The sequence below is a fragment of the Comamonas sp. SY3 genome (assembly GCF_041730275.1).
GTDB lineage: Bacteria > Pseudomonadota > Gammaproteobacteria > Burkholderiales > Burkholderiaceae_C > Comamonas > Comamonas sediminis.
The window spans coordinates 614,736-637,603 of record NZ_JBGTYN010000001.1 but is presented as its reverse complement, the minus strand read 5'-3'; the positions used below and the strand labels follow the sequence as shown (position 1 = coordinate 637,603).

Here is a 22,868-nt window from a genome sequence, read left to right as displayed (position 1 = left end):
GGCCTGCCCGCGCTCCCACCATGACTTTTTGCCGGTCCGGCAACTGACCATGCGACGGATGCTTTCCATGCCCGCCCTCTGGTGGCCCGGCAATGGCTGCCATTGCGTTCATGTCAAAGGGGCCGCCGGCCTTGCACCATGCGCACCACCCCATCCCCTTTGCTGACCGAGAGCGCGCGCGCCGACATCGCGCAGCGCGCCCATGCACTGGATACCCAGGCCGAGCTGGCCAGCACCGTGTTGCCGATGCTGGCCCACCACGACCTGCTGCGCATTGGCCTGCCTGCCGCGCAAGGCGGCCATGGCGGTGATGTGCGCGATGCGATGGCCGCGATCACCGAGGTCGCCAGCCTGTCGCTGACAACGGCCTTTGTGTTCTGGAGCCAGCGCGCCTTCATCCATTACCTGCAGGCCAGCGGCCATGAGGCCGCGCGTGAGCGCTGGTGGGATGCGTTGCTGCGTGGCGATATCGCGGGCGCGGTGGGCCTCTCCAATGTCATCAAGTTTCTGTCGCGCATCGAGGCCTTGCAGGTGCAGGCCAGGCCGGTGGCGCAGGGCTGGTGCCTGGATGGCGTGCTGCCCTGGGTGTCCAACGTGCGAACCCAGGGCTTTGTCGTGGCCGCTGCGGTGCAGCCCGAAGGGGGCGGCCTGCCGATGGTGATGGCGCTGGAGAGCGGCCTGCCGGGCCTGGTGCGCTCGCCCGATCTGGACCTGCTGGGCATGCGTGCCAGCAATACTGCGGCGCTGCAGCTGAACCAGGTGACGGTGCCCGCCCAGGCGCTGCTGGCCCAGGCCGGGCCGCCGTATCTCAAAGCTGCACGGCCCGGGTTTTTGGGCATGCAGTGTGCGTTGTCGATCGGCCTGGCGCGGGCGGCGTTGCAGGCTGCCGCCCAGGATGGGGGCGCGCGTGGCCCCTTGCACAGCCGCGTGACCGAGGCGCAGACGACACTGGGCCAGGTGGAGGCAGAGCTGTTGGGCGGCGTGCTGGGTGACCGCTGGGTCGCCGATGTCAGCCCCCTGTTTGCGTTGCGCATGCGTCTGGCAGGTCTGGTGCAGCAAGCGCTGCAGCTGGAGCTGCAGGCCACCGGAGGCCGCGCCTACCTGCAGGACCGGCAGCCCGATTTTGGCCGCCGCTGGCGCGAGTCGGCCTTTATCCCCATCGTCACGCCCAGCCTGACCCAGCTGGAAGGGGAGCTGGCCCAGCATGCACCGCAGGTGGCGGTATGACGGCAAGCCTTGCACCCCGCCAAGCCTTGCAGGGACGCGGCCTGGCCTATGGCTACCAGGCGGACCGGCCGGTGTTTGCCGGCATCGACATCGATATCGACAGCCAGGAAATTGTGGCGCTGCTGGGCGGCAGTGGCTGCGGCAAATCGACCTTGCTGCGCACCCTGGCTGGTTTGCAGCCGCCCGATGCGGGCACGCTGCAGTTTCTGGATGCGCCTTTGCGCGCGCCGCACCCGCGTGCGGCCGTGGTGTTCCAGCAGGCCAGCCTGCTGCCCTGGCTGAATGTGCAGGACAACGTGGCCTTTGGCCTGGACTTCAAGCACCAGCCCAAGGCCACGCAGCAGGCGATTGCGCAGCGCGTGCAGGCCAGCATCGGCGCGGTGGGCCTGGCCGGCAAGGAGCGGCTTTTTCCGGCGCAACTGTCGGGCGGTATGGCCCAACGTGCGGCGCTGGCCCGGGCACTGGCGCGTGAGCCGCGCTTGCTGCTGGCCGATGAGCCGTTTTCAGCGCTCGATGTGCTGACCCGCAGCGACATGCAGGCGCTGCTGGTCGAGGTGGTGCACCGCTGGCATACCGCCGCGCTGCTGGTCACCCACGATATAGACGAGGCGCTGCTGGTCGCAGACCGGGTGCTGCTGATGGGCAGCACGCCGGGTGTGCAGGCCGGTGCAGGCCGCATCGTGCAGAGCTGGCGCATCGATATCGCCCACCCCCGGCGCATCGACGACGAGCGCATCGCCGCGATGCGGCTGGAGATTTTGCATGCGCTGCAAAGCCTGCGCGGCCAGGCGGCTGCCGTTTGACGCGTTGACAGACACCCCTAGATAACCCCGAAGAGAGAGAACCATGACCTACCAGCACATCTGCCCATCGAGCCACTGCGACTGCGGCATCAGCCGCCGCGACTGGCTGCGCATTGCCGCCATCAGCGGTGTGGCGGCCAGCCCCTTGCTGCGCGCGGGCGACGCGCTGGCGCAGAAGTTCAAGGGTGACGATGTGCCCGTGCGCATTGGCTACCTGGCGATCACCGATGCCACCCCCTTCTTTGTGGCGCACAGCCGCAAGCTGTTTGAGGCCGAAGGCCTGCAGGCAGAAAAGCCCCGCCTGTTCCGCAGCTGGGCGCAACTGATCGAGGCCTTTATTGCCGGGCAGGTGAATGTGGTGCATCTGCTGTCGCCCACCACCTTGTCGGTGCGCTATGGCTCCAAGTTTGGCGCCAAGGTGGTGGCCTGGAACCACATGAGCGGCTCGGCCATCACCGTGGCCCCCAACATCAACAGCGTGGCCGATCTGGCCGGCACGACGTTTGCGATTCCGTTCTGGTACTCGATCCACAACATCCTGATCCAGCAGGTGCTGCGCAAGAACGGGCTCACGCCGGTCAGCAAGCCCAAGGGCACGGCACTGGGCGCCAAGGAGGTGAACCTGGTCATCGTGCCACCGGCCGAGATGGTGGCGGCGCTGGCCTCCAAATCGGTCTCGGGCTTTATCGTCGCCGACCCGTTCAATGCCGTGGCGGAGACCATGGGCGTGGGCAAGGTGGCGCGTTTCCTGGGCGATATCTGGAAGGACCATGCCTGCTGCCTGGTGACCCTGTCCGAGCGCGACATTGCCGAGCGCCCTGAATGGGCGCAGCGCGTGACCACGGCCATCGTCAAGGCGCAGTTGTGGACGCGTGAGCATATGGGCGAGACGGCCGAGCTGATGTCCAAGGACGGCGCCAACAAATACACGCCGCACCCGCTGCCGGTGCTGCAAAAGGTGTTTGACCTGAAAGACTTCGAACAGTACCGCGCCAAGGGCGTGCTGCAGCACCCCGCGTGGAATCAGCGCCGCATCGACTTCCAGCCCTATCCCTTCCCCAGCTACACGCAGGAGCTGGTCAAGGCCATGCAGGGCACGTTGATGGAAGGCAATGTGGACTTCATCCGCGAGCTTGATCCGGCCTTTGCCGCCAGGGACCTGGTCGATGACCGCTTCGTCAAGCAGGCACTCAGCCAGGTGGGCGGGCTGAAAGCCTTTGGCCATGCGGAGGACTTCAGCCGCAAGGAAGTGATCGAAGCATGATGCACGGGGGACAACGCTGGGCAGCGCGCCTGGCCTGGCCGCTGCTGGGCATGGCCATCACCCTCGCACTGTGGGCGCTGGCGGCCCGGCATATCTCGGATGTGGAGGCGATCCGTGCCGCGTTTGCGCCGCAGGCCGGGCTCAAGGCGCTGGTGCAGCTGCTGGGCAGTGGCGAGCTGTGGCCGCATATCCGCATGAGCCTGGAGCGGATGGCGATTGCGCTGGTCCTGGCCCTGGCCATTGGTGTGCCGCTGGGCCTGTGCCTGGGTCTGTCGCCGCTGTTTGCGCGCATCAGCGGGCCGACTTTTCAGTTTCTGCGCATGGTCTCGCCGCTGTCCTGGATGCCGCTGGCGGTGATGGCGCTGGGTGTGGGCGAGGCACCGGTGATCTTTCTGCTGGGCTTTGCCACGGTCTGGCCCATCATGCTGAACACCGCAGCCGGCGTGGCGGCGCTGGACCCGGCCTGGATGCGGCTGGCGCACAGCCTGTCGGCCACGCGCTGGGAGACCATTGCCCGGGTCGTGCTGCCCGGCTGCACCAGCCATATCCTGACCGGCTTTCGGCTGGCGGTGGGCATTGGCTGGATCGTGCTGGTGCCCGCCGAAATGCTGGGCGTCTCCAGCGGCATGGGCTATTTTGTGCTGGACACGCGCGACCGCCTGGCCTATGACGAGCTGATGGCCGGCATCGTCGTCATCGGCTGCCTGGGCTTTGTGCTGGACTGGCTGGCCCGCACCGTGAGCAGCCGCTGGACGCAGCGCGGCAAGCCGGGCTGAGTGCGGCCCGGGCGGCCTTTCAGCGGCGGGTGCTGCTGGTGCCGCGCCTGCTTTGCAGCGCCAGCTTGTGGATGCCGGCAAAGTCGAACTGCTCCAGACGGTCCAGCAGCTGAGCGATGAACTGCGCATGGACGCTGTGATCGGTGTGGCGGCCGATCCAGCCTTCGATATCGGTCAAGCGGCCATGCAAGGCCAGCTCGGCCAGTTCATCCAGTGCCGCATCGGCGGGGGTTGCGATGGCTGCCACCGGCCCCGCTGCAGTGCGGTGGCGCGGTGCTGGCGAGGCTGGCCGGCTGCCCGGCGTCTCCCCGGCACCTTCCATGACCGGTACCGACAGCGCGAACGAAAAGGTGGTGCCCTGGCCCGCCGCGCTGCTGACTTCCAGGCTTGCGCCCATGGCCATCAGAATGCGCTGCGAGATGAACAGGCCCAGGCCCGTGCTGCCGCCCTCGGTCTGGATTTGCTGGAAGGCGTCGAAGATATCGGGCTTCTGCGCCAGGTCGATGCCAATGCCGGTGTCGCTGACGGAGATATGCAGCTCACAGAATTCTCCGGCATGCCGGGCGTTGACCGACAGGGTCACGACGCCATCGCGGGTGAACTTGGCGGCATTGGAGACCAGGTTCAGCAGCACCTGCTGCAGCCGCTTGCCGTCCATCGCCATGCGCCCGGGCAGGGTGCCGGTGATATGGCAGTGGAAGTGGTTGTGCTGCTGCGAGCACAGCGAGATGGCGTAGTCGGCGATATCGTCCAGCAGCGCCTGCAGATCGATGGGCGCCGGCCGCACGGCCAGCGGCTGCAACTCGGACTTGGCATATTCGAGCAGCTCGTCGATCAGGTCGAGCTGGTATTTGACGCTGCGCTGGATGGTCTTGACCAGGCCCTGCTGCTTTTCCGGAGACTCGGTCAGCAGCATCTCGGAGTAGCCCTTGATGGTGGCCAGCGGCGCGCGCAGGTCATGGCCGATGTAGCCCAGCACTTCCACCTTCTGGCGCTCCTTGGTCTGGGCATCGCTCAGCGCCGTGCTCAGGTCGGCATTGAGTGCCGAGGTGACCATCGTGGCGTATTTCTCGTCCTGCCGGCGCACGACCATCTGGCCCAGAATATGTCAGGACAGCAGGATCAGCACGGTACCGACAGCGGCAATCAGCACGGCCGTCCACAGGTGCTGGTCACGCAGGTCTGCCAACGGCTCCAGCGACGCCAAGGTCAGCAGCTGGTACTGCCGGTTGTTCAGCGGCTGGCGCTTCATCACATACGGTATGCCGTCGATCAGCCACTGGTCGGCCACGCCATGGGCTTTGACAGCGCGGATATCCATCGCATCGCCCAGTTCCTCGCCATCTTCATCGTCCGGCGGATGCAGCAGACCAGGCGGCAGCAAGGCCGCCACATTGCGCAGCATGAAGGGCTCGGATGCGCTGGTGGTCACGCGCCCCTGGCGGTTGACGATCAAGGCGGTATGTCTGCCGGTCAAGTAGTGCGCCATATCGGGGGCATCGAACTTGACGGTGACGGAGCCCTGCACGACATCCTGGGCGTCTTCAATGCGGCTGGCCACAAAGTACGAAGGGGTCTTGTTGATGCGTGCAATGCCGAAGGAGTGGCCGCTGCCGTCGCGCAAGGCCGTGTTCAGGTAGATGCGCCCTGAGTAGATCATGCCGACGATGCTGTCGGGCGCGGCCCAGTTGCTGGCCGTGATGGTGTCGTCGGACAGGTTGTTCTGGTAGATGCGTGCATAGCGCAGGTCGGCCGCCAGTGCATCCATGAAGTCGCCCACCTTGCGCACCAAGGGATCGGCGGTGAACTGCGCTGCGCGCTGCTGGCGGGTGAGCGCGTCCAGGCCGGGCGGGTCCTCGCGGTAGCGGGTGGCCAGCTGGATCACCTGGCTCTGGTTGGCGACCATGTTGGCCACGCTCACCATCTGGGTAAAGAGCCGGTCGACGACGCGGGCCGTGGTCTCGGCTTCATAGGCCGCGCTGGCGGCCTGGCTCTGTATCCATTGCGAAACCAGACGTTGCGACAGCCACCATCCCAGCGCAGCGACCACGCACCACCAGAGCAGCACGAGCGCGAAGGTCGCTCTGCGCACCTGGGGGAGCATCTCTTTTCCCCGCTTCATCGCAATCGCATGTGGGCTGGCTGTACGGCGGTCGGTATACGGGGGTTGCGGGCCTTGTTCCGGTTGATCCATTCCTTGTTCTTCAGTCGCCCAAGGGGCCGCAGGGTGCAGGAGGTTACAGGCGGGCCGCCAGAGGGCAGCCCGCAGACCGAGGCAGAAGACCCGGTGTCAGTGGAACTTGGAGGCCACCAGGTTCTGCAGGACTTCAGGGTTGGCCTGGCATTCGGTGCGCAGCTGCGTCGGGGATTTCTGCCAGAACTTCTTGAACTCGGTGGAGAAGTTGGCCGAGTTCAGGTAGCCCACTTCAAGGGCCACATCGGCAATGCTCAACGTGCTTTGTGCCAGCATCAGCGCTGCCCGGCGCATGCGCTCCTGCCGGATGAATTCAAAGGCCGACAGGCCATCACAGGCTTCGAACACCATGTTCAGGCGTCTGATGGACAGCCCCAGGCTGGCCGCCACGTCGGAGCTTTTCAACGCCGGATCCTGGATATGGCTGAGGATGAATTCCGTGGCCACCTGCTTGAGGGTCAGGTTGGCCGGAGATTGGCCCGGGGGGAGTGCCAGTGGCGCAGCCTGGCCCGGCTGTGCAGCCGGGGCGCCCTGCAGCACGGCGGGCTTTGACAGCGTCAGATGGATGCGGATCCGCTCCTGGATCTCTTCGACGAAAAAGGGCTTGGTGATGTAGTCCACGCCGCCGGCGCGCAGCCCGGACAGCCGGTCGTCCTGGTCAACGAGTGCCGACAGGAAGATGATCGGAATATACTGGGTCGCCGGGTTGGTTTTGAGCAGGCGCGCGATCGTGATGCCGTTGCGCCCCGGCATGCGCACGTCCAGCAAAATCAGATCGGGCAGCAGCACCGCTGCCCGTGCATAGCCCTGGTCTCCATTGAGTGCCACGCTGACCCGGTAGGCGCTATTGCGCAGTGCAGCGACCAGCAAACGCAACTGGTCGGGATCATCGTCCACGATCAATATATGTGGAGATTGAATATCACCGTGACTCATAGTTTTTGGAAGCCTTTAATCACCTGTTTTCGTTGTGAATTGTCACACATGGTGGTGCCAGCTTTTAATTTGTTGCGCTGCATCAATGTCAATTTACGTGAGCTTGCTCGTCCGCTGCTTGCAGCTGCAACGGGGCACTGCTAGCCGCTGCGTTGGCGCGGCGGAAAGCCGCCTCATCCGCGCGTTGCCAGCAGATCGGACATGGCGCGAAACCCGCATGCCCTTTGGGTTTGAGGAGTCACACAGCCACGTCAGCCCGGCATCGCTGCGCGCCAGGATGGCGCACCAGCGGCCATGGCGGCGGCGTGCCGGCGGCAGGCAAATGCGACAAACGGTGGTGAAAAGCGGAGTGAAATGGCTGTGTAAAGCTTTCGGACGTATTTGTTATAAAGACATTCCTTTGGTAATGATAAAAATTCAAAAGATTTATAGAAATACCAAATAACGGAGCTGATTGCGCAGGTCCATGGACCGGGTTCGGACAGCGAACAATGACGCTTCGGTCACTGCAGCGGCGGACGGCCGCATCCCCCTAAAGGTCGCCAGTGATCGATGGTGTTCAAGGCACTGCCGGCGGCTACCAGCGTCTGGACATGGGGTGGGCGGCTGGTTTCCGACATCAGCCAGCGCCGCAGCTGGGACACCGCCAGGTTTTTGCCGGCCCATCGGCTGGTGCATACGGCTTGCGCTGCAAGGCTAGGCGTCGTAGGTATCCCAGAATGCGATTCCCAGGATCAGCGCCGTGGTCAGCCAGCCCAGCACCAGCAGATTGAAGAACTCGCTCAGCGGCACCAGCGCCAGCAGCAGCAGGGCGCCGATCCAGTGCGACGCGGGCAGGCTGCCGTAGACCACCCTCTTATAGATGGCGCTGCCCAGCAGATAGATCGCAGGTCCGGCCAGCAGGATCGCAATCTGCGGAACAGCCGCCTGTGCATGGGGATGCGCCAATACCAGGTCGTTGCCGACGGCCGTGGCGATGACGCCCGCGATCAGGATGGCATGCACGTAGTGGAAATAGGCGCCGATGCGGCCCGGATCTTCGGCATGGGTGATGGCTGCGGTCGCGTCCTTGCTGGAGGTGCCAAAGTACAGCCACCACATCGCCAAGGTGCCGATAAAGGTGGCGGCCAGCGCCATCAGCACCTCCCAGTTCCAGATCCCGGTGTCGGCCAACGTGGCGCCGCTGGCCAGCAGTGTCTCGCCCAGCGCCACGATGACGAACAGCTGGCAGCGCTCGGCCAGATGGCCGCCTTCGATGGTCCAGTCTTGCGTGTGGCTTCGGCCCAGGCCTGGCAGCGCAAAGCCAAACATCGGCGACACGTACTCGCAGAGCACCGCGAGCAGCCACAGCAGCAGCCGCGTATCGGGCGCGGCCAGGGCGCCGGCTATCCAGAACACCGCAGAAATGCAGACCCAGCCGAGCATGCGGCGGTAGTTCAGCGCCAGCGGGTCACCTGCGGGCAGCTGGCGCCAGATGAAAGCCGTGCGCCCCACCTGCATGGCGGCATAGGCCAGTGCAAAGACAGGTCCCCGCTCGCCAAAGGCCTCGGGAATGCTGGAGGCCATCAGCAGGCCCAGCAGCATCGTGCAAAACAGCATGCCTCGGATCTGGAAGGTTTCCGGGTCGAACCAGTTCGTCACCCAGCAGGTGTACTGCCAGCCCAGCCATACGGCAAACCACAGGACCAGGGTCTGCGCCACTCCGTTGAACGTCAGATGGTGCAGCAGCTGGTGGCTCAGCTGGGTCACGGCGAACACGTAGACCAGGTCGAAAAACAGTTCCTCATAGGTCACCCGCGCGTGGTGACCGTCGCGCTGGCGCAGCAATCCTTGGGCGAAGGCGGGTGTGATGGGCATGGAATTCCTTTGATCAGCGTGTCAGCTGGGTGCAAAGATGCGGGTCACAAAGACTGCCAGCAGCACCGGCACCATCAGCACGATGAGCAGGATCAGTGCCTCATCGCGCACGCTGTACCCGGCCTGGGTGACGCCCACCCACATATTGGTGCAGGCCAGGACTAGCCATACCGGCATGAACAGCTTGGCCGCCACGACCATGCCAACGGCACTGGCCGACCACAGCCAGCCAAACAGCACAAACACCCCCAGCAGCAACAGGCCGCCACTGGTCACCATCAGTACATGCATATCGAGACTTTCAAGCGTTGGAAGAAAGGGGACCCCGCGTGCACGGCAACGTGCGGATTACCGCCGGGGAGGCGCGGTCGCCCCCACGGCAGCCGGGTCTTACTTGGTCGTATAGCCGCCGTTGATCAGAATCGTCTGCCCGGTGATCCACCAGCCGTCGGTGACCAGGTGGCGGATGAAGGGGACGACATCCTCGATGTCGGTCAGGCCGGTCTTGCTGAAGCCCGACAGCGCGGCAGCGGTCTTGTGGTAGGCCACCGCGTCGGACCCTTCGGCGGGGTAGAAGAAGGCGGTGTCCATCGGACCGGGGCCTACGGCAGTGACCGAGATGCCACGCGCGCCAAACTCCTTGGCCGCAGCACGGGTGTAGTGCTCCACCGGCGCCTTGGTGCCGGCATAGGAGGAGTAGAACGGGGTAAAGGCCCCCAGCAGCGAGGTGACCAGCGTGACGATCTTGCCGTTGTCGTTGAGGTGCAGGCCCGCTTCCTTCAGAAAGAAGAATGCCGCCTTGCTGTTGGCATTGGACATCTCGTCGAATTCCGCCTCGGAGATTTCGACCATCGGCTTTTTGAGCACCTTGCCGACCGTGTTGATGGCGATATCGGGGCGGCCCAGCGCTGTCACCGTATCGGCAAACAGCTTTTGCACGGCCGCTGCGCTGCTCAGATTGCCTTGCAGCGCAACCGCCTTGGCGCCCAGCTTTTCGACGGCGGCCACGGTGGCCAGCGCCTCATCACGGCTGGCGGCGCTGTTGTAGTGGATGGCAACCGCTTTCGCACCCTGGCCTGCCAGGTCGCGCGCGATCAGGCCTCCCAGATTCTTTCCGCCGCCGGCAATTAATACAACCTTGTCCTTGACGGTGTGGGCTTTGCGCATGGTTCATCTCCAAAAGTGATGTGGATCGGTGGTATCACAGTGGAGATTTTTATTGTCTTATTCAATCAATCGAATTTGCTAAACCGATAAAGTTTTTGCTAACTGGACGGAAAGCCATTGTTTTTTTGCATTCGACGCCTGCAGGCGCCGTTGGCGCCCGCCCGCCCGCCCGCCCGCCCGATCGGCTGGTGGCCCTTCGGCTGCGCAGCCAGCGTGTCTGCCTCGCCTGCTGGCGGGCTCGGCCGGCCAGGCTAAGCCGACGCGCGCAGCCAAGTCAGCACATCAGCCTGCACGCTGCCCGGCGTCCATGGCTGCGGTGACAGCAGGCAGTACCGGGAGCCGTCCTTCACAAAGCCCATCGGGGCGACGAGCAGGCCGTTGGCGATGTCGTCCTGCACCAGATGCCAGGGGCCGATGGCCACCCCCAGGCCCGCAACGGCGGCTTGCAGGCTGAAATAGAAATGCTCGAAGCTTTGCCCGCTTGCGGGGGGCAGCGGCTGTCCCGAAGCCTGTGCCCAATCCTGCCATGCGCCGGGCCGGGTGTGCGTGTGCAGTAGCGGTGCCTGGGCATGAAGTCGGGGGCTGCCTTTGCCGGTGCGGAACCATGCCGCTTGCCGGTCGGGGCGGCAGACCGGGCCTGTGCGTTCTGCAAACAGGGGCTCGGCATGGCAGCCTGCGGGCCAGGCAAAGTCGTCGCGGCGAATTGCCAGATCGATGCCGCTGGCAAAGGAGAAAGGGCCACCGCCAGCCACCAGGTGCAGCTCCAGCCCCGGGTGGCGGGCCTGGAAATCCGGCCAGCGCGGGATCAGCCAGCGCATCAGCAGCGTGGGCTCGCAGGACAGCACCCAGCGCTGGTGCTGGCGCGCGCGGGCACGCAGCTCAGCCACGGCATCGCGCATCAGGTCCAGCCCCTGGCTGACGGCATGGGCCAGCATGCGCCCGTCGGCGGTGAGGTAGACCCGGCGGCTGCGCCGCTCGAACAGCGCCAGGCCCAGGTCCTCTTCCAGCAGGCGCACGGCCCGGCTGACGGCGCCATGGGTCACATGCAGCTCGTCGGCAGCGCGGCTGAAGTTCTCCAGCCGGGCGGCCGCTTCAAAGCAGCGCAGCGCCAGCAGCGACGGCAGGCGGCGTTGCTGGCTATGTGAGCCAGACTCACCAAACTTGTCAGAAATCATCGTTTTTCATTGCGCACCATTGCAGGCACCATGCGGCCTGTTTTTTGATTTTGTACAGGATACGCGATGACCGAACTGTTAGCTGTTATCACCATCACCTTGCTCGCGGTGATCAGCCCGGGGCCGGATTTTGCCATGGTGTCACGCAACAGCCTGCTGCTGTCGCGCCGCGCAGGCGTGCTGACAGCAGTGGGCATCGGGCTGGGCGTGCTGGTCCATGTGGGCTACACCTTGCTGGGCCTGGGGCTGCTGATCCAGCAGTCGTTGTGGTTGTTCCATGCGATCAAGCTTGCCGGGGCCGCCTATCTGGTCTATCTCGGTGTCAAGATGCTGCGCACCCAGCCTTCGCACGGGGTGCCTGAGGCTGCAAGTGCGCCGTTGTCCGATGGGGCGGCTTTGCGTACCGGTTTTCTGACCAATGCGTTGAACCCCAAGACCACGGTCTTCATCGTGAGCCTGTTTTTGCAGGTGGTGCGGCCCGGCACGCCGCTGTCGCTGCAACTGGGCTATGGCGCGTTTATCTCGGCCGCACATGTCGCCTGGTTCAGCCTGGTGGCCCTGTGCTTTTCTGCCGGTGCGGTGCGCAGCCGCCTGCTGGCGGCGCGCCACTGGATCGACCGCGCGTTTGGCGGCTTGCTGGTGGTATTTGGGGTGCTGCTGGCGCTCTCGGGCGCCACCCGCTGAACGCCGTGCACCGCGCCATCACTGCGCGCTGGACCGGCGGCTCTGGCAACTCTGGGAAAGTCGAGCATGGAGGGGGGGGCGGCTAGTCGGGCGCCGATAGCATGCCGAAGCGGGCGGGCCCAACATGCCTAAGACTGCCGCTGAATAGGGGGATCCGATATACCAAAGGATGCGGTGGCGGGTATCCGTTCACAAGCTGGTTTAGTGGGTTGTTGGCGCCGTCATGCGGTGGCCGTGGATGGCGCTGCCGAGCCTTTCTGGATATAGATCTCGATGGGCCCGACGGAGCACCTGGCGCTTGACCCGCACGCCGTTGACAAAGATGCCGTTGGTGCTGTCATGGTCCTCGACCATCAACAATCCGGTGCAGTAGGTGAAGGCACCATGGTCGCGGCTGACCCCCTGGTGCTGCAGCCGCAGCCCGCAACCGGCACTCCGCCCGATCTGGGTGCGGCCCTTGCCGAGCTGGAGCAGGCTGGACGCTGTGGTCCTCGACGACCGAAGCTGAATAACCGGCTGCATGGCGCACCTCCTCTCCCCCCAAGACTTACCCCTAGGAACGGGGTGGAAAGGTATCTGGATTCAAAAATTCTCTATGAATTTATTCAAATAGATTTTCAGCAATTTCTCATCGGCATACGGGCAAAAAAGCGCCGCAGGCGCTGCTTGTGCCCACGCGGCCTATGCAGGGATGGCATGCGGACCCAGACGTGCGCAACGCGTCGCAACCAGCCGATTTTTGGGGGCGAAGAACGGGACAGCGTGCCGCCGGGCACGCTCCTTGCCGGGGTTGGGCGGCTGCAGCCGCATGGCGGCAGCGACGCGGTTTGAGATGGGCGGTACGCAGAGCAGGGCGGCTGGTTTGCAATTAATTACAACCGGGCTTGCCTCGATAGCGGGGGACTTCTTGACTTTGCGCAACCAAGGCTTACATTCTTAAATCATTGACTGAATCGATGAATAAGTCCTTTGTGAAAGGAGTTGGGTATGCAAAACCAGCCCTCATTTCCGATGCTGACCATGCCGACGCGGCCGCTGGTGGCCCATCGCGGCGAGAAAGCGAAGCGCTATGTGCCTTCGGTCTCCACCGACATCAGCAAGACTTTCGAGAAGTACCGCCGGCTGGCGGCGATGCAGCACCCCAAGCCGTTGGGTGGTTGATTCGGTTTCATGCCGGGCGCATGCGGCTCACTCCCAGTCCCACAGACCTCTTGCATGCGCCGCCCACGCGGGCAACGGCTTTATTACAACGGTTGCTGCGCCGCGTGGCACAGCAGCGTGACGCGGCCCGGCGCACCTGGCGCAGTCCGGGCGCGGCCCTGACCGCGCTGGAGGTTCTGCGGCGCCTGGGTCAATCCTGCTGCAAATGCTGGTAGACCGCTTGTGACACGCGCATCAGCTCGGTCCGGTCTGCCTCTGCCGCAATGGCGTAACCCAGGTGGTTCTCCACCCAGTAAAAGACATTGACCGGCCCCTCCTGGCCAAACCTGAACTGTGCGTCGTTCTGCAGCGCCACTTCGCGCGTCACATACAGCGTCAGGCGCAGACCTGACGCACTCTCGTACATGAACTGCGCGACCGGACCGCTGCCGCCGGGCAGCAGACGGCCACCCATCAAGTGGTAGCCCAGCGCCTGGAGCGCAGGAGGGTGTACGTTCGCGCCGGTGCGCTTGGTCAGCCAGGTCACCAGCGCCTGCTCTTGCTCGGCCCCGATTTCCACCGGCCGCCGCACATCCGGGCTGTAGACGCCATGGGCAATCGCGGCGCGCTGGGCAAAGCCGCTCAAGGCCGTGCCGCTGGCCGGCAGCAGCTGGGCGGATTCCGGGGTGGGGGATGCGGGCCGGCCAGCGTTGGCGAGTTGGATGGCCTTGGCATCGACGGCGCCCCGGACCGACCAGGCAGTGCCGGCACTGATGACCGCCACCAGCAAGCCGGCGGCCAGGCTGCGCCAGGGCATTGCGCTGTGCGCAGCGCGCAAGGGCAGGCCCATCGGCAAGGGCTCGTCCATCACGGGTGCCAGCATGTCGCGCAGCCGCGCATTCTGCTGCTGCCAATCCTCCACACGGGCGCGTTCTTCCGGGTGCTCGTGCAGGTAGTGCTCGACCTGGAGGCGGCGTGCGCTGGGCAATTGCCGGTCCACATAGGCATGCAGATCGGCTTCGGTCACCGGCGGTAGGGGACTGGCGTCCAGGGTTTGGAGAGAGGGCTTGTCCATGGTCACTTCACCCGTTGGATTCTTTGCGCTGCATGGCTGACTTTGTCCTGCTCCTTGCTCTGGCCCTGGCTGGCCATCTCGTCGCGCAGCCGGGCGCGTGCCCGCGAGAGCCGCGACATCACCGTGCCCAGCGGCACGCCGGTGATCTGTGCCACTTCCTGGTAGCTCATCTCCTCGACACTGATGAGCAGCAGCACTTCGCGCTGCTCGGGCGGCAGGCGCTGCAGCAGGCGATCCAGGTCACGCACTTCCAGCGCATCGGCCTGCTGGGGCCGCTGGGGCAGCTCGGGCAGGTCGTCGCCCGCGCTGTCCTCGGGCCGGCTGCGCTGGGCGCGCAGGTGGTCGATGAAATGGTTGTGCATGATGCCGAACATCCAGGCGCGCACCTCATTGCGCTTTTGCCACATGGAAAAGCGCGACCAGGCGCGCTCCAATGTGTCCTGCACCAGGTCGTCGGCCCGGTCGGGGTCGGAGACCAGGCCGCGCGCATAGCGCCGCAGGCTGGGGATGCAGGCGACGATCTCCGCTTCGTCCTGTGCGCGCATGGGTGCTGTAGCTTTGGGGGCGTGGGTGGTTGGGTGGCCGGCAGCAGCGGGCGCTTACTTGATGACGTGCCAGACGTCCTTGAAGTTGTCGCCGGTGGCGTCGCCTGCCTTCTTGTCCGCAGTATAGGTATAGAGCGGCTTGCCCTTGTACGCCCACTGCAGGCTGCCGTCATCGCGGGTGATGATGCTGTAGTCGCCTTCCGGCTTGGCACCGGCCGCTGCCGCCACTGCGGGCCACAGCGCGATGCAGGGGCCGTTGCACATGCTCTTGTTGCTGCCGGCAACGTCCTTGTCGAAGGTGTAGAGCGTCATGCCGCTGGCATTGACCAGCATGCCATTGGCCATCCTGGCCACCGGCTCGGCCTGTGCGATAGGCGCCAGCAGTGCAGCCAAAGACAGGGCGATCAGGGAGACTTGGAGGTTTTTCATCGCAAAGATCTTTCAAGTGGGGGTGGAAGAACACTGCTATGGACGAATGGCAGTGCCGCTTTATTCCCGCCCCTTGAAAATTCTTCGCGCGCTCTGCAGGCGCTGAGGGGCGGTGCCCGCCCATGCAGCGCTGGATGGCTGCCAATGTGGTGCGCAATCTTTCTCTGATACTGTATATTTATACAGTTTAAAGACCAGCCATGGCCTGCGCCGTGCGCGCTGGCATCCGATAAGAAGAGAGGAGTTTGCATGATTGAACTGGCACATGACAACCTGAGCGATGCCGGAGGGGACGGTGGTGCAGCACTGCCGCAGTTGGCTGCCGCCTCGGTGTTCCGGCAACTGGCGCACAAGCATGGATTGCTGGCGCCAGGCGAAGAGGCGAGCCCGCAGATGCAGGCGTTTCTGGCGGAACTGGCCTTGCTCACCGATCTTTTCTGAGCGCTGTGCAGCGATGCTGCCCGCATCGCTTGTGCGGCAGGCGCAGTGAAGCGGTGACACCCGCGCGAGCTTGCAAGCGCCCGATGCACGGTGGGAAGCTGCACTCCTAGGCCAAACCCGGATTTCTCCGAAATTACATTACACACATAATGTATTTCAGGAGACCTGTTGTGCCGAACCTGCACCAAATCAAAAGCGAACAGACGCGTGAGCGCCTGATGGATGCTGCACTCGATGTGATGCAGGCCAAAGGCATTGCCAGCCTGTCGATGCATGAGGTGGCCCGCATGGCGGGAATGACCACCGGGGCGGTGCAGCACCACTTCTCGTCGAAGGCCGAGCTGATGCTGCAGATCATCCGGCGGCTGGTGCAGAAGATCGATACCGACGACAGCTTCTGGCCATCGCCGCGCTGGTCCATGCGGCGGCGTGCCGACCATTTTGTGCACGAGTCCTGGCACCGGCTCTATGGCCAGCCGCGCTTTGCGGTGGCCTGGGAGGCTTATCTGGCCGTGCGTGCTGACAAGGACATCGTCGCCCATATCCGCGCCGAGCGCGCCCTCATCAATGAGCAGCTGCAGCAGCGCCTGTGCGGTAGCTTTCCTGAATGGGCAGCGGCGCCCGATGGCGCAGCGCGCTGCCAGCTGGTGCTGTCCTGCCTGCGCGGCCTGGGTGTCGTCGCGCCGTTTTCCAGCCCGGCTGCGATTGACCAGCAACTGCAGCAGCTGTCCCTGCTACTTCAATCATTTTCCAGCGAGGTGTCCCCTTGATCAGAGCGTCCCTTCTTGCCTGCGGCCTGTCAGCCTGGGCACTCGGTGCTGCCGCACAAAGCCCCCTGCAGGTGATTGCGCAGCAGCCGCCAGGCAGCGGCTCGGACGCCATGACGCGCGCCTGGGGCGAATGCGCTGGGCGGCTGATGGGGCGTCCGGTGGTGGTACAGAACAAGCCCGGTGCCAACGGCATCCGGGCCATCAACTACCTCAAGGGCCAGGCGGCCGATGGCTCGTTTGCAATGACGATCGGCATGTCGCAGATGACGATCACCCCTTATGTGCACACGCAGATGCCCTATGACCCGCTGAAGGACTTTGCCGGTGTGGCGATGATTGGCTCGTCGCCGCTGGTGCTGGTGGTGCCGGCGGGGGCGGGCATCAGCAAGCTGGCTGATCTGGCAAAGGTCGCCCGGTCCCAGGCCGGCGGGCTCAACTTTGGCTCGCCCGGCAAGGGCAGCCCCGCGCATCTGCTGACCACCGCATTGACCGATGCGATGCACTGGCCCGCCACCCATGTGCCCTTTGTCGGCGAGAGCGCAGGCCTGACGGCGCTGATGGGCCAGCAGATCCAGGCGATGACCCTGGTGCTGAACACGGCAGCGCCCCAGGTCAAGGCCGGCAAGCTGGTACCGCTGGCGGTGTTTGCCAGCCAGCGCTCGGCCGTATTGCCCGAGGTGCCGACGATTGCCGAGGCCGGTGGACCGGCCGTGCTGGCGCGGCCGTCCTGGATTGCGGTGGTGGCCAAGAAGGGCACGCCGCCAGAGGTGATCAAGACCTTGAACGACGCCACCAACCAGTGCTACAGCGACCCGGTCTATGCCAACAGTATGGACAAGATGGGCGTGACCCTGATGCGCAGCCAGCCTGCCGATGTGCTGGGCTTTGCCGAGCGTGACATCGCCGTCTGGAAGCCTTTGATCGACAAACTGGGATTGGCAACGCAATGAGTCTGGTAGAACACAGCGCCGTTGAGCTGCGCAGCCTGATCCAGAGCCGGCAGATCTCGCCGGTCGAACTGCTCGATGATTGCATCGCCCGCATGCAGGCCATCAACCCGGCGGTGAATGCGCTCTGCGCGACCGATTTCGAGCGGGCCCGTAGCGCTGCCGAGCTGGCGGAAGCGCAGGTGGGGCGGCGCAGCCAGCTGCCGCTGCTCCATGGCCTGCCGTTGGGCGTGAAGGACTTGCAGGCCACCGAAGGGCTGCTAACGACCAGCGGCAATGTGCGGCTGCGCGGCCATGTGCCCGTCAAAGACAATGCCTTCGTGGCCCGGCTGCGTGCCCAGGGCGCGATCGTGACGGCCAAGACCAATACGCCGGACATGGGCGCCGGTGCCAACAGCCGCAACCCGGTCTGGGGTGCGACCGGCAACCCCTTCAACCCCGATCTGAATGCCGGTGGCTCATCGGGCGGCTCGGCCGCAGCGCTGGCGACCGGCATGTTTCCGCTCTGCACCGGCTCGGACACCGGCGGCTCGCTGCGCATTCCGGCGGCGCTGTGCGGCGTGGTCGGCCTGCGCCCCTCGCCGGGCCTGATTGCCAATGATGACCGCCCGCTGGGCTGGTCGGCGATCTCGGTGCTCGGCCCCATGGGCCGTGATGTGGCCGATACCGCGCTGATGATGCAGGCCAGCATGGGCCCGCACCCGATGGATCCGCTGAGCATGGGCGTGCGCCATGCACCCGTCTGGCCTGTGCCCGAGATGGACCTGCGCGGCCTGCGCGTGGCCTACACCGAGGACTTTGGCACCTGCGCGGTGGACCACGTCGTGCGCCGCGCCTTTCGCCAGCGGGTGCAGGCCTTGGCCGGCGAGGTGGCCTGCATGGACGCCTTGCCCTGGAACCTGGAAGAGGCGCACCGCTGCTTTGACATCATCCGCGCCGAGAGCTTTGTCGCCGCGTTTGCCGATACCTACCGAACGGCCCCCGAAACCCTGGGCCCCAATGTGCTGGCCAATGTGGAGATGGCCGCCAGCATCAGCCTGGGCGACCGGGCCTGGGCGCACCTGGCGCAGACCCGCATCCAGCGTTTGTTCCAGCGCACGTTTGAGCAATACGACCTGGTGCTGGCGCCGGTGACGCCACTGTCGCCCTTCCCCTGGACGCAGCTCTATGCGCAGGAGGTGGATGGCCAGACCCAGCGCAACTACTACGAATGGCTGAGCCTGACCTATGTGGTGACCTTGGCGACCAACCCGGCGCTGTCGTTGCCCTGCGGCCGTGACGAGGCGGGCATGCCTTTTGGGCTGCAGATGATCGGCCCGCTGCACCAGGACGGCCGCCTGCTGGCGATGGCCGCTGCGGTCGAGAAGCTGGGCCTGCACAACACCGGCTTTGCCCGCCCTTGCCCCGACCTGGCTGCGTTGGCCCAGCCCCGGCCCGCGCTGCGCAGCATCGTCACCCACCCGCCAGAGCTGGGTGGCGCCGCGCAGGCCTCTGTGGGCCAGGCCGTGTAAGCACGGAAGTCTTTCCGCTGAAGGCAAGCCTGCCATGGCGGTGGCAGGCTTTTTTCTTTCTGGCAGGGAGCCTCCTCAATCTTTGTTTAAATAGCGGCATGAACAAGGCCTTTACCAAAGAGACGGACAACGACGACGATGACGATCTGCCGCAACTGCCGACAATCGCTGGCGGCAAGAACTACATCACGCCCGGGGGCTACCGCGCGCTGGAGCAGGAGCTGCTGCAGCTGATCGATGACGAACGGCCCAAGGTGGTGGAGGTGGTGCACTGGGCCGCCAGCAATGGCGACCGCTCGGAAAATGGCGACTACCTGTATGGCAAGAAGCGTCTGCGCGAGATTGACCGGCGCATCCGCTTTCTGACCAAGCGCATGGAAGCGGCCGAGGTGGTGGACCCGGGCGTGCACCATGGCAGCGACCAGGTGTACTTCGGAGCGACGGTGCACTACTGTGACGAGCAAGGCAGCGAGGAGGCGATCACCATCATGGGCATTGACGAGGCCGACGCCAGCCGGGGCCAGGTCAGCTGGGTGGCGCCCATTGCGCGCGCGCTGCTCAAGGCCCGCATTGGCGACGAGGTGCAGTTGCCCACGCCAGGCGGTGTGCGGGTGCTAGAAGTGCTGGATGTGCAGTACCCGGAGCCGGGGACTTCCTGAAAGAGCGGAGCCCCAAAACTACAGCGCGCCATCAAGGCGCGCTGTTGTGGCGAGAGTGTCCTGAACGTTGTCGGGCCTCCATCAGGCGGCCGGCAGCACCCGGTGTGCCCGCAGCACATACGGCAGCTTGACCAGCTGGCGCAGCAGCAGCTCCACCTGCGCGCGGTCCCTGACGGTCAGCACAAAGCGCAGCGCCATCGTGTCCATCGCCACTTCGTCGTCCATCGTGATGTGGGTGATGTCCGAGCCCATTGCCGCGATCTCTGCCGCAATCTTGCCCAGCACCCCCTTGCCATTGTTGATCGTGACCACGACGCCGGTATCGAACTCGCTGGCCGGTTCATCGGCCCACTCCACATCGACAAAATGCTCGACATCCTTGGCCAGCAGGCGCTTGCAGACGGCGCATTGCGCGTTGTGCACCACGAGGCCGGCATTGCGGTCGAGGTGGGCGGCAATCGGGTCTCCCGGCACCGGGCGGCAGCATTTGGCGTACTTGACCGCAGCATTGGGCGAGCCGTCGAGCACCAGGGCAGTGGTGGTCGTGCTGGTGCCGGTTTTGAAACGCTCCTGGCTCAGCAGCACCGCATCGGGGCGCTGGCCTTGCTCGGCCAGCAGGTCCACCACCTGCTTGGCGGCAAACACTGCAATGCGCTTGCCTTGACCGATGTCGTTGAACAGCTCGACCTTGTTGCGTGCCTCCAGGCGCGTCAGCAGACGTTCCCAGACGGCCTTGTCCTCGGGAAGCTGGGGGATGCCTTCGGCGCGCAGCGCTTGCAGCAGCAGGCGCTCGCCCAGCGCAGCGGTTTCATTCTGGCCCTGGGTCTTGAGGTAATAGCGGATCTTGGATTTGGCCCGGCCGGTGCGCACGATGGACAGCCACGAAGGGTGGGGCGCTGCATCGGGCGAGGTCGATACCTCCACCACATCGCCGCTCTTGAGCACCGTGCTCAGCGGCACCTGTTCGTTGTTGATGCGTGCGCCCTGGGTGCGCTCGCCGACATTGCTGTGGATGGCATAGGCAAAGTCCAGCACGGTCGCGCCCCGGGGCAGGGTGAGCATCTGGTTCTTCGGCGTGAACACATAGACCGAGTCGGGGAACAGGTCCACCCGCACGTTGTCCCAGAACTCATGGGCGTCGCGGGTCTCGTCCTGGATGTCGAGCAGCGATTGCACCCATTTGTTGCCCGGCTGCTCGCCATTGGGCATGGCCCGCGCCTGGATCATCCAGTGGGTGAGCACGCCGTATTCGTCGACCAGGTTCATGTCCTCGGTGCGGATCTGGAAATCCATGCTCACGCCCGAGGGGCCGACCAGGGTAGTGTGCAGCGACTGGTAGCCGTTCGATTTGGGGTTGGCGATGTAGTCGCGGAATTTGGAAGGCACCGGGCGGAAGACCTGGTGCAGCACGCCCAGCGCGGTATAGCAGTCGATGAGATTGGGCACGATGACGCGCACCGCGTAGGAGTCGGTCACCTGTGCGAACGACAGGCGCTTGCCATCCATCTTCTTGTAGATGGCGTAAAGCGTTTTTTCCTGGTTGCCCAGGCGGATCTTGATGCCGGACTTGGCAAAGGCCGAATCGACCTCGGCATGGATCTTCTGGACCACATCCTTGCGCCGGTTGCGCGAGCGGCCCTGCGCCTTGACCAGGGTGTCATGGCGCCAGGGGTAGAGGTGCTTGAAGGCCAGGTCCTGCAGCTCGCGGTAGACCCGGTTGATGCCCAGGCGGTTGGCGATCGGCACATGGATTTCCATGGTCTCGGTCGAGATGCGGCCCCACTTGCTGCGCGGCATGTCGGACATCGTGCGCATGTTGTGCGTGCGGTCGGCGAGCTTGACGAGAATGACGCGCACATCGCGCGCCATCGCCAGCAGCATCTTGCGGAACGATTCGGCCTGGTTCTCTTCGCGCGAGTTGAACTGGAGCTTGTCCAGCTTGGTCAGTCCATCGACCAGCTCGGCCACCGTATCGCCAAACTGGCGGGCAATGTCATCGCGGGTGACGCCGCAGTCTTCCATCGCGTCATGCATCAGCGCCGCCATCAGCGCCTGGGCGTCGAGCTTCCAGCTCGCGCAGATTTCCGCCACCGCAATCGGGTGGGTGATGTAGGGATCACCGCTGCTGCGGAACTGGCCGGTATGGGCCTGGGCGGCAAACTCGAATGCTTCCTCGACCAGGGCCAGGTCGGCCTCACCGAGGTAGTCGAGCTTCTCCAAAAATTCGGCGTAGGCACTCACCACGACCGGATACGACATGGCAGGCTTGGCTGCGGCGGTAGCGATGACGCCAGAGACTTGGGCAGGTGCGGAGGGGATGGTCACGGACTTCACGCCTTAACTGTAGCGTGCGATGACAAATTTGTGTGAATACCAAGAAAAATGGCACCGACATTCGGTGCCATTTGGCGCAAGGTGCAGGGGCTTAGCCCGGAACCTTCTTCAGCATTTCCAGGCCCACCTTGCCGGCGGCAATTTCGCGCAGCGCGGTGACGGCTGGCTTGTTGCGGCTTTCAATCTTGGGGGTGTGGCCCTGGCTCAGCATGCGCGCACGGTAGGTAGCGGCCAGAACCAGTTGGAAGCGGTTGGGGACTTTATCGAGGCAGTCTTCTACGGTGATGCGGGCCATCAGGAGTTCTCCAGGGTAACAGGGATGTCGAGTGACGAGAAAATTTCGCTGCGAACGCGCTTTTGGGCCGAATAGCGCAAGCGTTGTGAATGTACAACGGCCTTCAAATCGAACAGCGCGCGTTCGAACAATTCATTAATTATAACGAAGTCGAATTTGTGGACCTGGGCCATCTCCTCTTTGGCGTTCGTGAGGCGCTTTTCGATGACGTCGGAGGCATCCTCGCCGCGGTTCTCGAGCCGCGAGCGCAGCTCTTCCCAGCTGGGCGGCAGGATGAAGATCAGCACGGCATGGGGAAAGCTTTGCTTGATCTGCAAAGCGCCCTGGTAGTCGATCTCCAGCACGATATCGGTGCCCTTGGCCAGGCGCTCTTCGATCGCCTTCTTGGAGGTGCCGTACAGGTTGCCATGCACATTGGCCCACTCGACAAACGCGTTGGAGGCAATCATCCGCTCGAAATCGTCGCGTGAGGCGAAGTAGTACTCGCGGCCGTGCTTTTCCTGGCCGCGCGGCGAGCGCGTGGTGTGGGAGATGGAGCGAAAGACCTGGGAGTCGAGCTCCAGCAGGGCCTTGACGAGGGACGACTTGCCTGCACCGCTGGGGGCAGAGACGACAAAGAGGTTTCCGGGGTATTCCATG

Annotated in this window: 24 protein-coding genes and 1 pseudogene; 11 read left to right on the top strand and 14 right to left on the bottom strand. The window is 64.5% G+C overall.

Annotated elements, in window-relative coordinates; genetic code table 11:
- The first annotated feature begins 138 nt into the window (after positions 1–138).
- Genes ACCQ08_RS02845 through ACCQ08_RS02830 form a run of 4 tightly spaced genes read left to right on the top strand, consistent with a single transcriptional unit; the run spans position 139 to position 4,070 of the window.
- The gene (locus ACCQ08_RS02845; protein WP_373448793.1) at positions 139–1,227 is read left to right on the top strand and encodes an acyl-CoA dehydrogenase family protein; all 1,089 of its coding nucleotides are present in this window, start codon (positions 139–141) and stop codon (positions 1,225–1,227) included.
- On the top strand, positions 1,224–2,030 hold the full coding sequence (locus tag ACCQ08_RS02840) for an ABC transporter ATP-binding protein (protein ID WP_369459001.1): 807 nt from the start codon (positions 1,224–1,226) through the stop codon (positions 2,028–2,030). Before ACCQ08_RS02845 ends, ACCQ08_RS02840 begins: the two co-directional genes overlap by 4 nt.
- Before the next feature lie 43 nt (positions 2,031–2,073).
- Positions 2,074–3,294, top strand: coding sequence for an ABC transporter substrate-binding protein (locus ACCQ08_RS02835; protein WP_312529097.1), 1,221 nt, complete (start codon positions 2,074–2,076; stop codon positions 3,292–3,294).
- The gene (locus ACCQ08_RS02830; protein ID WP_239811058.1) at positions 3,291–4,070 is read left to right on the top strand and encodes an ABC transporter permease; all 780 of its coding nucleotides are present in this window, start codon (positions 3,291–3,293) and stop codon (positions 4,068–4,070) included. Before ACCQ08_RS02835 ends, ACCQ08_RS02830 begins: the two co-directional genes overlap by 4 nt.
- A gap of 19 nt (positions 4,071–4,089) precedes the next feature.
- On the opposite strand, the gene ACCQ08_RS02825 is transcribed toward ACCQ08_RS02830, so the two are convergent.
- The 7 genes and pseudogenes from ACCQ08_RS02825 to ACCQ08_RS02795 all read right to left on the bottom strand — a co-directional run bounded on the left by ACCQ08_RS02825 (position 4,090) and on the right by ACCQ08_RS02795 (position 11,399).
- The gene (locus ACCQ08_RS02825; RefSeq protein ID WP_373448792.1) at positions 4,090–5,163 is read right to left on the bottom strand and encodes a sensor histidine kinase; all 1,074 of its coding nucleotides are present in this window, start codon (positions 5,161–5,163) and stop codon (positions 4,090–4,092) included.
- An 18-nt stretch (positions 5,164–5,181) separates the two neighbouring features.
- Positions 5,182–6,192 (bottom strand): annotated as a pseudogene (locus ACCQ08_RS02820) (GGDEF domain-containing protein); the annotation flags it as partial.
- Between the two features lie 168 nt (positions 6,193–6,360).
- Positions 6,361–7,161: a DNA-binding response regulator gene (locus ACCQ08_RS02815; RefSeq protein ID WP_373448791.1), complete on the bottom strand. Its 801-nt coding sequence runs from the start codon at positions 7,159–7,161 to the stop codon at positions 6,361–6,363.
- Positions 7,162–7,896: 735 nt separating this feature from the next.
- Positions 7,897–9,057, bottom strand: a complete 1,161-nt coding sequence (locus ACCQ08_RS02810) for a low temperature requirement protein A (protein ID WP_373448790.1) — start codon at positions 9,055–9,057, stop codon at positions 7,897–7,899.
- A 21-nt stretch (positions 9,058–9,078) separates the two neighbouring features.
- Positions 9,079–9,348, bottom strand: a complete 270-nt coding sequence (locus tag ACCQ08_RS02805; protein ID WP_312410495.1) for a hypothetical protein — start codon at positions 9,346–9,348, stop codon at positions 9,079–9,081.
- A 99-nt stretch (positions 9,349–9,447) separates the two neighbouring features.
- On the bottom strand, positions 9,448–10,224 hold the full coding sequence (locus ACCQ08_RS02800) for an SDR family oxidoreductase (RefSeq protein WP_312834139.1): 777 nt from the start codon (positions 10,222–10,224) through the stop codon (positions 9,448–9,450).
- Between the two features lie 251 nt (positions 10,225–10,475).
- Entirely contained in the window at positions 10,476–11,399 is a 924-nt protein-coding gene (locus ACCQ08_RS02795) for a LysR family transcriptional regulator (protein ID WP_373448789.1), read from the bottom strand.
- A 66-nt stretch (positions 11,400–11,465) separates the two neighbouring features.
- Here ACCQ08_RS02795 and ACCQ08_RS02790 point away from each other — a divergent pair, with 66 nt between their 5' ends.
- Entirely contained in the window at positions 11,466–12,083 is a 618-nt protein-coding gene (locus ACCQ08_RS02790) for a LysE family translocator (protein WP_239811064.1), read from the top strand.
- Between the two features lie 201 nt (positions 12,084–12,284).
- Here ACCQ08_RS02790 and ACCQ08_RS02785 read toward each other — a convergent pair whose 3' ends face one another.
- Positions 12,285–12,605, bottom strand: a complete 321-nt coding sequence (locus ACCQ08_RS02785) for an FHA domain-containing protein (RefSeq protein ID WP_373448788.1) — start codon at positions 12,603–12,605, stop codon at positions 12,285–12,287.
- Between the two features lie 465 nt (positions 12,606–13,070).
- On the opposite strand from ACCQ08_RS02785, the gene ACCQ08_RS02780 reads away from it, so the two are divergent.
- Positions 13,071–13,244 (top strand): hypothetical protein, encoded by a 174-nt coding sequence (locus ACCQ08_RS02780; protein WP_239811066.1) that lies wholly within the window; start codon positions 13,071–13,073, stop codon positions 13,242–13,244.
- Between the two features lie 190 nt (positions 13,245–13,434).
- Here ACCQ08_RS02780 and ACCQ08_RS02775 read toward each other — a convergent pair whose 3' ends face one another.
- Genes ACCQ08_RS02775 through ACCQ08_RS02765 form a run of 3 tightly spaced genes read right to left on the bottom strand, consistent with a single transcriptional unit; the run spans position 13,435 to position 15,272 of the window.
- Positions 13,435–14,298, bottom strand: coding sequence for an anti-sigma factor (locus ACCQ08_RS02775; RefSeq protein WP_373448787.1), 864 nt, complete (start codon positions 14,296–14,298; stop codon positions 13,435–13,437).
- Positions 14,299–14,300: 2 nt separating this feature from the next.
- Positions 14,301–14,843 (bottom strand): RNA polymerase sigma factor, encoded by a 543-nt coding sequence (locus ACCQ08_RS02770; RefSeq protein ID WP_373448786.1) that lies wholly within the window; start codon positions 14,841–14,843, stop codon positions 14,301–14,303.
- A gap of 54 nt (positions 14,844–14,897) precedes the next feature.
- Entirely contained in the window at positions 14,898–15,272 is a 375-nt protein-coding gene (locus ACCQ08_RS02765) for a hypothetical protein (RefSeq protein WP_373448785.1), read from the bottom strand.
- A gap of 249 nt (positions 15,273–15,521) precedes the next feature.
- Here ACCQ08_RS02765 and ACCQ08_RS02760 point away from each other — a divergent pair, with 249 nt between their 5' ends.
- The 5 genes from ACCQ08_RS02760 (at position 15,522) to greB (ending at position 19,600) form a co-directional block, all read left to right on the top strand.
- The gene (locus ACCQ08_RS02760; protein WP_312529071.1) at positions 15,522–15,713 is read left to right on the top strand and encodes a hypothetical protein; all 192 of its coding nucleotides are present in this window, start codon (positions 15,522–15,524) and stop codon (positions 15,711–15,713) included.
- A gap of 170 nt (positions 15,714–15,883) precedes the next feature.
- Positions 15,884–16,483, top strand: coding sequence for a TetR/AcrR family transcriptional regulator (locus ACCQ08_RS02755; RefSeq protein ID WP_373448784.1), 600 nt, complete (start codon positions 15,884–15,886; stop codon positions 16,481–16,483).
- Entirely contained in the window at positions 16,480–17,433 is a 954-nt protein-coding gene (locus ACCQ08_RS02750) for a Bug family tripartite tricarboxylate transporter substrate binding protein (RefSeq protein ID WP_373448783.1), read from the top strand. Before ACCQ08_RS02755 ends, ACCQ08_RS02750 begins: the two co-directional genes overlap by 4 nt.
- Positions 17,430–18,941 carry an amidase gene (locus ACCQ08_RS02745; protein WP_373448782.1) on the top strand — a complete coding sequence of 504 codons (1,512 nt, stop codon included), beginning with the start codon at positions 17,430–17,432 and terminating at the stop codon, positions 18,939–18,941. The genes ACCQ08_RS02750 and ACCQ08_RS02745 overlap by 4 nt, the downstream gene beginning before the upstream one ends.
- A 98-nt stretch (positions 18,942–19,039) precedes the next feature.
- Positions 19,040–19,600, top strand: coding sequence for a transcription elongation factor GreB (gene greB / locus ACCQ08_RS02740; protein WP_312410462.1), 561 nt, complete (start codon positions 19,040–19,042; stop codon positions 19,598–19,600).
- Between the two features lie 81 nt (positions 19,601–19,681).
- Here the strand turns inward: greB and ACCQ08_RS02735 are convergent, their stop codons facing one another.
- From ACCQ08_RS02735 to gmk, 3 genes are all read right to left on the bottom strand, one after another.
- Complete coding sequence (locus tag ACCQ08_RS02735; RefSeq protein WP_373448781.1) at positions 19,682–21,934, bottom strand: bifunctional (p)ppGpp synthetase/guanosine-3',5'-bis(diphosphate) 3'-pyrophosphohydrolase; 2,253 nt, start codon at positions 21,932–21,934, stop codon at positions 19,682–19,684.
- 91 nt (positions 21,935–22,025) lie between these two features.
- Positions 22,026–22,229, bottom strand: a complete 204-nt coding sequence (rpoZ, locus tag ACCQ08_RS02730; RefSeq protein ID WP_239811075.1) for a DNA-directed RNA polymerase subunit omega — start codon at positions 22,227–22,229, stop codon at positions 22,026–22,028.
- On the bottom strand, positions 22,229–22,867 hold the full coding sequence (gene gmk, locus ACCQ08_RS02725) for a guanylate kinase (RefSeq protein ID WP_239811076.1): 639 nt from the start codon (positions 22,865–22,867) through the stop codon (positions 22,229–22,231). Before gmk ends, rpoZ begins: the two co-directional genes overlap by 1 nt.
- Position 22,868 lies beyond the last annotated feature (1 nt).